This window comes from Xenorhabdus sp. Sc-CR9 (genome assembly GCF_963897815.1).
Classification (GTDB): Bacteria; Pseudomonadota; Gammaproteobacteria; order Enterobacterales; family Enterobacteriaceae; genus Xenorhabdus.
In genome coordinates this window covers 1-11,567 of the sequence record NZ_CAWQTY010000163.1, presented here as the reverse complement: position 1 = coordinate 11,567, position 11,567 = coordinate 1, and the positions used below count along the sequence as shown (strand labels likewise).

General features: G+C 37.4%; 9 protein-coding genes. 1 reads left to right on the top strand and 8 read right to left on the bottom strand.

The genetic code is table 11. From position 1 onward, the window contains the following. Positions 1–4 precede the first annotated feature (4 nt). The 8 genes from AACQ81_RS07555 to AACQ81_RS07520 form a co-directional block, all read right to left on the bottom strand. On the bottom strand, positions 5–1,345 hold the full coding sequence (locus tag AACQ81_RS07555; protein ID WP_237386853.1) for an MATE family efflux transporter: 1,341 nt from the start codon (positions 1,343–1,345) through the stop codon (positions 5–7). A gap of 401 nt (positions 1,346–1,746) precedes the next feature. Then, positions 1,747–1,953 (bottom strand): Tm-1-like ATP-binding domain-containing protein, encoded by a 207-nt coding sequence (locus AACQ81_RS07550; protein WP_237386878.1) that lies wholly within the window; start codon positions 1,951–1,953, stop codon positions 1,747–1,749. Positions 1,954–1,986: 33 nt separating this feature from the next. Beyond that, a complete protein-coding gene (gene fbpC, locus AACQ81_RS07545; protein ID WP_237386852.1) occupies positions 1,987–3,036 on the bottom strand; it encodes a ferric ABC transporter ATP-binding protein in 1,050 nt (349 codons plus the stop codon). A gap of 15 nt (positions 3,037–3,051) precedes the next feature. Beyond that, entirely contained in the window at positions 3,052–5,130 is a 2,079-nt protein-coding gene (locus tag AACQ81_RS07540) for an ABC transporter permease (RefSeq protein ID WP_237386851.1), read from the bottom strand. Between the two features lie 106 nt (positions 5,131–5,236). Then, the gene (locus tag AACQ81_RS07535; RefSeq protein WP_237386850.1) at positions 5,237–6,268 is read right to left on the bottom strand and encodes an ABC transporter substrate-binding protein; all 1,032 of its coding nucleotides are present in this window, start codon (positions 6,266–6,268) and stop codon (positions 5,237–5,239) included. Positions 6,269–7,128: 860 nt separating this feature from the next. Continuing rightward, positions 7,129–8,421, bottom strand: coding sequence for an MFS transporter (locus AACQ81_RS07530; RefSeq protein ID WP_237386849.1), 1,293 nt, complete (start codon positions 8,419–8,421; stop codon positions 7,129–7,131). Between the two features lie 45 nt (positions 8,422–8,466). Beyond that, positions 8,467–10,047 carry an MASE1 domain-containing sensor histidine kinase gene (locus tag AACQ81_RS07525; protein ID WP_237386848.1) on the bottom strand — a complete coding sequence of 527 codons (1,581 nt, stop codon included), beginning with the start codon at positions 10,045–10,047 and terminating at the stop codon, positions 8,467–8,469. After that, positions 10,048–10,680, bottom strand: a complete 633-nt coding sequence (locus tag AACQ81_RS07520; RefSeq protein WP_237386847.1) for a response regulator transcription factor — start codon at positions 10,678–10,680, stop codon at positions 10,048–10,050. It abuts the gene before it with no gap. A gap of 363 nt (positions 10,681–11,043) precedes the next feature. On the opposite strand from AACQ81_RS07520, the gene AACQ81_RS07515 reads away from it, so the two are divergent. Continuing rightward, on the top strand, positions 11,044–11,478 hold the full coding sequence (locus AACQ81_RS07515) for a hypothetical protein (RefSeq protein WP_237386846.1): 435 nt from the start codon (positions 11,044–11,046) through the stop codon (positions 11,476–11,478). The last annotated feature ends 89 nt before the right edge of the window (positions 11,479–11,567 follow it).

Genomic DNA, 11,567 nt, shown 5'->3' with positions numbered 1-11,567 from the left:
TAAATCAGACATCCAATCGCTTGGTTTGCCATTTTTTAGATTTCCAGCGCCAGGCGTTAACTAACCCTCGAATCCATTCATCGCAGAAAAATCCGATCCAGATCCCCAAAATTCCCATGCCCATCGTAATTCCGAGAAAATAACCGACAGGAATGGAGATACCCCACATAAAAATCATCGCGGTATAGAGTGGGAAACGGGCATCGCCAGAAGCACGCAAAGCATTGACCATCACAATATTGAAAGTACGTCCCGGCTCCAGAAAGACGGAAAGCAGGAACAGTGGCAGCAGCAGCTCAATAATCTTCCTGTCTTCCGTCATGATCTCAAGGAGAGGCTCCCTGAAAATCCAGAACGCCAGAACAACACCGACGGTAACAATAACACCTATCCGCAGGCTTTTTAGCCCTCTAATATAAGCATCCTCGAAGCGTTTTGCTCCGACAAGGTGACCGACCATAATTTCATTGCCGATACTGGTTGAAATACCAAACAGCATAATGAACAGCGATAACTGAAAATATAGCGTTTGCGCTGCCAGAGAAGTTTCTCCCATCAAACCAATAAATGCTTGTGCAGTCATATATTGCAGTATCCACACCAGGTTTTCACCAGCGGCAGGCAAACCGATATGCAGAATTTTGTTCAGCATATTTCTAGACCAGTGTATAAGCAATTTGAACTCTAGTTTGATTCTCAGGCCGTAGAACAGTAACCCGCAAAGTAAAATAACCGCAACAGTACGACCAAATACCGTAGACCATGCCACGCCTTCCAGCCCATATTGAGGTAATCCGAAGAATCCGTATAGAACAATCATATTGCCGACAATAGTGAGCAAGTTGGCAATTAACGTGACATACATGGCTGTTTTTGACTTGCCATAAACCCGTAAACAGGCCGCCAGAATAATCGAAATAGCTTCAGGTATCAGGCAAATACCGAGAATATGCAAATACGCGAATCCATCTTCCCTCAGATTTTCCGGCAGATTCATGATATGCAGGATCTTATAACCGAAAAAAACCGTGATCAGCGCACAACTGAAACCCAGCACAAAATTAAACGCAATGGAAATATGAATTGCCTGACTGGCTTTATCACGTTTTCCTGAGCCCAGATATTGTGCAATGACAACACTGCAACCCACGCTAATAAAGTTGAAAATAGTAATAAAGAGATCAAAAACATGATTACCTACACCCATTGCAGCGAGATAAGAAGAAGAAATATGGCTGACCATATATGTATTGATCAATAACGTTGCCATATGCAGAAAGATATCAATGAAAATTGGCCAGCTTAATGAAAAAAGCGAGCGATCAACAACATCAGACTGATGCATTGTGAAAACCTATTATTAGAAGTGATATTAATGGTCTTTTTGCGGTGTGACATACCCAGAAAGTGTAGATGATTCTACAGGTTTTAGTGATGAGTTGATAGGCAGAATAGATGATTTATCATTGTGAATTGCGAAAAATTTAGTTAGGAAGAAACTCCTGTGCTAATTGCCGCAGGAGTTTGGTATTGTGAAGAGATTATCTAAAGATAATCTAACGAATGGCTAATTATTGTTGTTTTATCATTTAACCAGTTTGTTAATTTCAGTGTTAATATTTTTGCTATTAATGGGAAGTTCTGATGTTTCCTGATATTACAGTTTAATTAAACTATCTATGCTTTTTTAGGTTAGTACAACCATGTTTGTCAATTGAATTTTCTTTAATTAAGATATTTGTCCTATTAAATTATTGTGATTATTTCCTTATATAAATTAATAACTTGATGGAAAAATTCGGGTGAATTAATATAGTGAGGACTTTTGATTAGTCTCCTGTTTTCAGTTTCAATAAAGTTAACTGCAAAAACATCAATAATCTCTTGGGTTTCTTCAGGATCCCAGAAGAGATTATCTTTGAAATCTAATGTTGAAAATCCTTTTTCAGAAATAAGGGAAGATATGTTTTTTACTTTAACCTACCCTTATTTTTCTCCTTCCAACATAAACATTCCGATTGGATGGATTTCCAGATAATAATCTTCGCCCACCCTTGGTTGCAATTGTGTGGCATTGACTTGCAACAATAGTGTTTGTCCGTTCCAATCAACCGTCACCTCATATTGTGATCCCATATACGCGACGTGATTGACTTTGCAACGTTGGCTTTCACATCCCTGCTGATTCAGGGTAATTGCTTCAGGGCGAACACCAACAGTAATTGATGTTTGTGTTGTTGTGAAATTAGCGGGACGTGGTAGACGATTTTGAAAAATATCTATGTAGTCAGAACCTTGTATCGCAGGGAAGATATTGGCATCTCCCATAAAATTGGCCATAAATTTTGATGCAGGTTGGCGGTAAAGCTCTTGTGGTGAGCCAATTTGTATGATCTTTCCCTTATTCATAACCAGCACGGTATCAGAAACTGCAAAAGCTTCAGTTTGGTCATGTGTAACATAGAGTGAGGTAATGTTGAATTGTTGCTGTAATTCACGGATTTTCTCACGCATACTGCGGCGCAGGTTAGCATCAAGATTGCTGAGAGGTTCATCGAATAACAGAACCTTGGGTTTCAGGATAAGTGCACGTGCCAAAGCAATACGCTGTTGTTGCCCTCCGGAGATCTGATCAACATAACGATGTTCAAACCCGCTCAAATCCACCAATTCCAAGGCTTCTTGGACTCGTTCGCGGATCTCTGCTTTTGGTCGCCCCAGCATTTTCAATCCGTAACCAATATTTTCTCCCAATGACATATGTGGAAAAAGGGCATATGACTGGAATACCATGCAAATATCCCTTTGTTGGATAGAACGGTCAGTAACATCTTCTCCATCGATGAAAATGTTACCTTCAGTCGGTTTCTCTAATCCTGCCACTAATCTGAGCACGGTCGTTTTACCACACCCTGATGGCCCTAATAAAGTGACCATACTCCCTCGAGAAATAGATAAATCTAGTGAATCAATGACGGTGTTATTACCGAAACGTTTGATCACATTTTTTAATTCGACAAAATGTTGCTGAGTCATATTATCACTCCGTGATTATTGGGTATTTTTGGCTTTTGAGCGAGAAACACGCGTTTCGCCAACTAAATAGTCAAATAAGAAAATGACCGCCAGCATGACTACAATAAGAATGGAGCCATATGCGATAGCTAAACCATACTCGCCATCTTCAACTCGATTCAAAATATAAGCTGTTGCTACACGCGTATCGGGGGTTACCAAAAATATGATGGCACTGACCGTGGTAATAGCACGGACAAAGCTATAAATCAGCGCAGATAAGATAGCCGGACGTAAAAGTGGCAATAGAATATAAAGAATGGTTCTCATTGAGCCAGCCCGTAAACTGAGAGAGGCTTCGTCCAGTGATTTATCGATTTGCCCAAGTCCGGCAATACCTGCACGAATGCCGACGGGAACGTTTCGCATAGTCATGGAGATGATGATTATAAATGCAGTACCTGTCAGATAGAATGGCGCATTATTGAATGCCAGAAGATAAGATATCCCTGCCACCGTACCAGGAACAGCAAAACAGAGCATAGTAGTAAACTCAATGACTTTCTTGCCCCGGAATTGTTGGCGCACCACAATATAAGCGATTAATAGCCCAAAAATAGCGGTAATTGGTGCAGCAATACCCGCATACAGTAATGTATCCAGTAGAGAGGGCCATGCACCGTCACTCATTCCCTGACCAAATAATTTGATGAAATTATCCAGTGTAAGTGTGTAATCCACTCCCCAGTTTACGGTAAAACTACCATAGAAAATGCTGCCATATAGCAGGATATTAAACGTTACCCAGATAAACAGGGTAGTACAAACGATCCAAGTCAGTGAGGATGGCAAAGGCTGTACATCTCCACGGTAGGATTTACCGGAAACAGTGACATAGGAACGTTTACCTATCCACATATATTGGACACAGAAAACTAAAAGCGAGAAAACCAGTAGTGACGCACCTAATGTACTGGCAGCATGATAATCAAGCTGTGAACCTGTAATGTAGAAGTAAATCTGAGTGGCGAGTACGTCAAAGTTACCACCCAAAACTAATGGATTACTGAAATCAGCCAAAGATTGAACAATGACAATCAAGAAAGCATTAGCGAGGGCAGGTTTCAACAGGGGTATAAAAACATGGAAGAAAGTTTGGTAGCGGTTAGCTCGTAGAGTATAGGAAGCCTCTTCCAGAGAAGGATGGATTGTCTTGATGGCACCATCCAAGATCATAAATGCCATTGGTGTAAATGCCAGTACTTGGGCAATCCAGATTCCGGTAAAACCATATAACCAGTTAGTATTAGTTAAACCAAACCATGTAGAAAGAAATTCCGTTATATAACCGGAACGCCCCATCATTAGTGTTACACCTAATCCGACAACAAATGGTGGTGTCACAATCGGTAAGATAGAGAATACTCGCCCAATGATAGCTGAGCGTTTAGCAATTCTGGCAGTGTAAATTGCCAGTACCAATCCAAAAAACGTACAACCCAGCCCCACAGCAACAGAAAGCAGTACAGAGTTGGCGATAATTTTCAGGATATGGGGTTGCCCAAGTATTGATAGAAATTCAAGTGGTGCGAAATTACCGGACTCATCCGTAAACATGGGGATGAAGATGGCAATGCTGGGAAAAAGAATAAATACGCCAATCAATGCAATGATAGACACCAGAGAACCGATGACGAAATTATCACCACCAAGCCATTCCAGTCGGGAAAGGGAGAGAGTAATGATTGCACCCAAAGCGATAAACAGACCAACTGTAGCATAACCAAGCCCACGATCACTTAATGTTGCACTGATGATAATGAACAATATACATAATAGGGTATATCCTGCATTAAAATAGTGGCGCTGCTGTGTGTCACATGTGGTGGAAAAACGTGGGCGAAATAACAATATTGATGGTAGCAGAAACCATAATATGCTGATATTGATACTGTACCAGCCGTAAGCTGACAATAATTCTTCTTGTGTAGAATCAAAAAGGCCGTAATCCAGGCTCCATGATGGCAGCAAGGCAAATGACAGCCATGCCAGCATAACCCACCAGAAAACAGAATCCCGAACCTGCTTGTGTAGCAAAGTAAGGGTATGAGACATAATTCCCCCAATAAATTTTATAAAGAAAGTACATAAATTACATGCTCAGGCAGCGAACATATGTTTATGGTTCGTTGCCCGAATAGATTTTATTGATTATTTGGGGTTATTTTCTCATTTTGACTTCAGTGAGCCATTTATTGATCAGACTCTTACGTATTTCATTGGAACCATATTTATCTATATCATAATTGATAAGGTTCAATTCAGCGGGGTTCAGTGTCATAGGGGAGGACTCAGCCGTAATATTGGTGAGGATCTGGTAAGACTGACCTTTTTTCCAACTTAGTTCTTGAGCTTCTTTGGAAAGTACCCAATCAACAAACAATTTGGCGTTATCCATATTGCGAGCATTTTTGATGATGCTGACACCACCGATTTCATAGCCAGTGCCTTCACAGGGGGCAATCAGTTTCATAGGGGCGCCATTTTCAACTTCCAGTGAGTAATCATGCAGGAATCCAATCCCAATAGCTGTTTCACCACGTGCAGTATTACGGGCGGGAGCAATACCTGATTTAGTGTATTGGGAAATATTGCTATTTATTTTTTTTAAGTAATCAAAAGCTTCGTTTTCTCCCCATAATTGGATGAATGTTGCAAGTGCAGTATAAGAAGTACCGGAACTTTGCGGATCAGCAATTTGGATTTCACCTTTATATTCAGGTTTGGTCAGATCTTTCCAGCAGGTTGGTATAGGCAAATTTTTTTCTTTCAAGCGCTCTGTATTCACGCCAAAACCTAAAATCCCCATATAAACCGCAGAAGTGTAATTACCTTTGCGTTTTGCGGGATCGCGGAACTGAGGCATTATTTGAGATAGATTGGGTGACTGATAAGGTTGAAGAAGACCTAGCTCACCTGATTGAGAGTGAGGGTCGAGTGTACCGCCATACCATACATCTGCTTGTGGGTTACGTTTTTCTGCTTCGATTTTGGCTAGTGTGCTACCTGTTCCGTTGCGAATAAAAGTGGTTTTGACATTATATTTCTCTCCAAATGCACGTGTTTCTATTTCACATAGTGCATTGGTACCACTGCAATAAACAATTAACCGACCTGCTGCTTGGGCATTACTGGTTAGGGTGATGGCTGTTAATCCTATTGCGATGAGTGCAGTCAGATAATTGAGTTTCATTAACAATGTCCTTATGTTCAGTATATCTACTTAGGGTGAATTAATTGAATATTAATAAACGAAATTCTTACTGTTAATTTGATTTAAAAATAGAGTCCTGCTAATTCATTCGTAGAGTATCATGATGAGGTTAATCATTTTATGCAAATGAATAGAATGAATTTGCAAACCAGATAACATTTTTAATGGTCTTCACTGAGTAGAGTTTTATTTTAAAAGGATTTTTGAATATTAAATGTTAATTTAATATTTTATAATTTATTGATTGACAATATTTTATTTTGATTTTTGTTGTTTTTTTAATGGATGTAATTAGTTTTGGGTTTGGTTTTAGAATGTCTATCCATTTTGGAAAGAAAGGATGTGTTAAAAAATATTATTTTAAATTTTATGTATAAGTAAGACTATTTGATGCCTTATTTTTATGCTAATCACCTAGTAATAGGTATTGAAATTAAAAATTATTTTAAAATATCTATGCTTGATGTAATATTTAATGTTTAGGTGGTTGCAAAATACTCTTCAATTTATAGTAATACTTCTCTGTGGAAAAAAACATCAACTAAGTAAAGGCAAAATTTAAATCATACAAAGGGAAATATAAAGTGAAATTTTGAAGAAATAGCATTCCAAAATTGTATATCACCTCCTTACGCTTCGTATGGTGGGGTGCGGGCATCACTATTATGAAAACCTGTTTATGACAAGATGGTTTTATTTGTCATGCTAAAGTGGTTTTTAGCCTTGATTTGATAATAGAAGCGCATAAGATGCAAAGGGATCGACACTCATGACTTCTATTTTTAACTCTATACCAAATTTGTCAGATGTGAGTAATAACCTGTAAGATAGTGTTCTTGTCAAGGTATATTATCATATTTATTAATATCTGTTATTAAAATCGGCATTAGCAATAAACCCATTAATGCAGCGGCAAGAGTAAGCAAAGCAAACATTCCAGACCAATCATAGTGGTTAATTATCTGGCTCAATGGCCAACCTGCAATGGCTGCACTAAGATAGGCATATAGGCCTAAATACCCAGTAACCGTGCCAGCAGCTTTCTTGTGACAATGTTCTGTCGCTGCTAGTCCAATTAGCATTTGTGGGCCGAAAACAAAAAAACCAATACTGAAAATACAAGTAGATAGTAAGATGTAATTTTGTATAGGAATAAGCCAAAGTGCGGTTACTGAAAAAAATAACCCAATAGAAAACAGCAAAATCATTGGTACTCGTCGGCTCCGAAAGAATATATCAGATCCCCATCCTGAACAAAATGCTCCTAACAGTCCACCTAATTCAAATAGTGAAAGGGTAATATTAGTATTGAACAAATTAGCACCATGTTTTTCTGATAACCAAAGATTTCCCCAATCATGTATTGCGATTCTAATGAAATAGACCAAAATGTAGGAGCATCCCAGAAGCCAAATAGTGCGATTAAATAGAATAGTTTTTTGTAGAATTTTCATCATTGGTATTGGAGGAGATAATCGTTCTTGTCTCAGTTCCATTTTATCTTGGCGCCAGGTTCCAATACTTGGTAAATTATGCTCCTGTGGTATTCCTAGTAACTGTTGGCATAACCAGATTCCTAATATAATGCTAATAATCCCTGGTAGCAGTAATGCAACTCTCCAGCTATAATCTGTTAAGAATGTTGATAACAGTGTCAGAAGAATTCCGCTTATATTTATAGATATGTTCCAACACCCCCACCAAAATCCTCGTTCATTGTGTGAATACCAGTGAGTCAGTAATCGTGCGCAAGGAGGCCAACCCCATCCCTGAAAAAAGCCATTTAGTGTCCAGACAATTAACAAAGCTGTTAATGATGAGCAAAATGTAAAAATGATATTAAGTATTCCCGTAATCAATAACCCTGCCCCCATGAACCAGCGATAGCCAGTATGGTCATGAAAAATGCCTGATACAAATTTTGAACAACCATAAGCAAGATAAAATAGACTTGCTATCCAACCGATATCATCCTTATTTAGAGTTAGCTCTACTTGCATTTCAGGCATAGCAATATTCAAACTTTTACGTGTTAGTTGAAACGCAGCATAACCAACAATCATTGATATCAATAGATAGTTTCTCCAATAGCTATAATTATGAGAAATCTGGTCATTGCTATTGGATTGCATAATAAATCTCCATGAAAATAAATAAATGGCAATAAAAGACTTAGGCTATAGTTTTAGTACGTTAGAAATAATTCTTGATGATTGAATGCACTCATCTGAGTTTATGGGCAGATTAACAATAACATGCGTTCCTTGTTGAGTATCTAAGCTCCAATTTCCACCAAGTACGCGAACTCGTTCTTCAATACCTTTCAAGCCAAACCCTGTATTTTTCTTATCATCAATGATACCAATTCCATTATCACTAATCTGGAGTTGAATTAAGTTTTCTTTTTGCCTTAATGTGATCGTAATGGCACTGGCATTGGCATGTTTGCTGATATTGTTCAGTAGTTCTTGAACAAGTCGATAAAGAGTTAAAGTGATGGTACTGTTTTTCGGCTCTTGTGAAAGTTGATAATCAAATTGGCAAATAATGTTTTGTTCCTCAAAAGCAAATTCGTTTACCAGATGGCGAATAGCTTGTTCAAATGACATTTCATCTAAAGCTGGTGGGCGTAGTTCACGTAGCAGTTGACGGGTGGCTTGATGAATTTGTTGAGATAGGTATTTGATTTGTTCCGCTGATTTTATTATCAGTGGTGAGGTGGCTGTACGTTTTACTAAAGTTGATTGAATCTGAATTGCAGTAATATTTTGCCCTATTTCATCATGTAATTCTCTGGCAATATTTTTACGGATATCTTCTTCAATATGTACTAAATTTTGCATTAAGGTATAGCGTGCTATTAATTCTTTTTCCAATCGTCCACGATAGTGATTCAGATTACTTGCCAGCTGTTGCTGACGACTGATAGCGATGCCAAGTCCGATTCCTAATAATGCTTGAGTAGTCAAAAATATTTCCAATTCTTGAAGTTCACTAAATGAGCCACTGGATTGACGAGCAAAGGTAACTATTAAACTGCCTAATAATGCAGAAAAGACACCTCCTTGCCAACCATAGCGATAGGCCATAAAAACATTAGGAATAAAGACCAGAATTGATAAAAGTCCTTCAATTTTCGGTGACAAAAAAAAGTGTCCACTGATCCCTAGTAAGCTAAATAAAAAACACCACATAAAAAAAGAAGATTGCAGTTGTGGATAGAGTGAATTATCCGTGAATTGATTATTTTCTAAACTTTGTTCATACAGGTAGATATAAATCAGATAAACAAATGGGGATAAGAGAACTCCCCCAGTGATTGAAGCGAGAAAAAAAAGATTTACTTTAGATGATAGTGAAAAACTCAGGAAGAAAGTTTGTAGCAAACTATTAATAATAACGCCAATTAGCAGTATATAAAGTTGTTGCCAATAAAGAGAATAACGTTTCCATATTTGTTGAATCATAAAAACAGTGATTAAACTAATGATGGGTGAAAATAGTATAACTGAGTTTGTAATTAACTGTTCGTTATTTAACCATGACAATATACAGGTTTCACTGATAATAAGGAATGGTAAGTAACGCCGCCATAGCAGGATCATAAGCACCAGTCTCAATCCTTGTGGCAACAAAAGCACTGCTTGTTGCCCGTCCTCGTGCAAATAAAAACTAATGGCCCATAGAGAAATCCAAGCAAGTGAGTAAAAAATAAATAAAAATAGAGACTGCAAACCGAAACGTGTTTTCCAATTCATCTATTGACCTGTAATGATTTGATGTTGTAATGCATAATGGACAAGTTCAATAGTAGAATTACACCGTAGTTTGCCAAGAATATTAGCACGGTGAACATGCACTGTTTTGGGACTCAGTTCAAGTTGTTCGGCAATTTTTTTTACGCTAATACCATTGATCAATAGGTTAAAAATTTCCCGTTCCCGTGATGTTAGCGTCTGTAATACCTTAGTCTCTTGAGGTTTTTGGCGTAATGCTTTCATTGCATCGGCGCAGAGATAAATTTCGCCTTTATGAACTGTTCGTACTGCTTCGATTAATTCTTCTGGTCCACAGCATTTTGTCAGATAACCACGAGCACCTGAATCTAACGCACTTTGTACAAGAGCGGCAGTGTCATAAATACTGAGCATAATTGTGCGAAACTCCGGATACTTTGGGCGCAGCCGGGCGAGGAGTTGTAAGCCACTTTCATCCGGCATAGAGATATCCATGATGACAATATCGATCCTCTTTTTTAACAAGTCGGGCCAAGCTTCACTGGTACTACTGTATTGACCGACGATTGAAATATCATCTTCAAGTGTCAATAATTGTGCAAAGCCTGAACGAACCACAACATGATCATCAATGAGAGCAATTTTTATCTTCATTTTTATTATATATTGTAGAGTGATTATTATAAGTTCAGTTATATATCATAATGTTCACAAAATAAAATCTATTCAAATAAATCAATTAAATTTGTTGGTCAGATAACAAATTTAATTGTAAAGTGACTAAATTATATTGATTTTAATTGTTTTTAGTTATCTGTATAGATATGAGTGTGAATGAATCTATTTTGTTTAAATTTATCAAGGTATTTTAATGATCTTGTTAAAATTATTTTAATTTTTTAATTGAGTGTTTTGGTTTTAATAAGTTAAATTACATTTTATTTATAGGAGGGGTTTATTATAATTATCTTATTTATAAAGTTAGTGTTTTCAAAATGTTTTTTGGGAGAGGAAGTTATGTTAAAAAGAAATAATTCATTCAATAGCTACATGCCTTTTGTTTCGCACAAAAAATTATCTCGTCGGAGATCATTTAGTACCTTGCCTCCAGAAGAGGTATTGAATACGAATGTAGCTTACCAGAATCCTAGATTTATTAATGGATATATTCCTGTTGTTAAAGAAGTTAGTAAACAACAAGCGTTACAATGTATTGATAATTTCATGTGTTCACTTCAGACTGAAGAGTGGTTTTGTAATACATCTAAATCTAAGGGAGTAATGTATGAGGAAGAAGATGTACTATATGAGAAAACAGAAGAAGAACAGAGAGAAAAAAATAAAACAGAAGAAATGGATAAACAAAAATTATGGGAAATACGATGCAATTTTACAAAGGAGGTTGCATCGGGTACAGGGCGCGAGCATACTTTTTTAACATCTATTGAATGAAAATTAATAGCATGATCTAATTAGCCTTATTTCTCTTCTAATCGCTTACCTATGACCCTGATTGAACATTTATCCGTTGTTAAAGAAAC

Coding starts and splice junctions, on each gene's coding strand:
- fbpC (WP_237386852.1), bottom strand. CDS start 3,036: ATGACTCAGCAACATTTTGTCGAATTAAAAAATGTGATCAAACGTTTC.
- AACQ81_RS07555 (WP_237386853.1), bottom strand. CDS start 1,345: ATGCATCAGTCTGATGTTGTTGATCGCTCGCTTTTTTCATTAAGCTGG.
- AACQ81_RS07540 (WP_237386851.1), bottom strand. CDS start 5,130: ATGTCTCATACCCTTACTTTGCTACACAAGCAGGTTCGGGATTCTGTT.
- AACQ81_RS07530 (WP_237386849.1), bottom strand. CDS start 8,421: ATGCAATCCAATAGCAATGACCAGATTTCTCATAATTATAGCTATTGG.
- AACQ81_RS07525 (WP_237386848.1), bottom strand. CDS start 10,047: ATGAATTGGAAAACACGTTTCGGTTTGCAGTCTCTATTTTTATTTATT.
- AACQ81_RS07515 (WP_237386846.1), top strand. CDS start 11,044: ATGTTAAAAAGAAATAATTCATTCAATAGCTACATGCCTTTTGTTTCG.
- AACQ81_RS07520 (WP_237386847.1), bottom strand. CDS start 10,680: ATGAAGATAAAAATTGCTCTCATTGATGATCATGTTGTGGTTCGTTCA.
- AACQ81_RS07535 (WP_237386850.1), bottom strand. CDS start 6,268: ATGAAACTCAATTATCTGACTGCACTCATCGCAATAGGATTAACAGCC.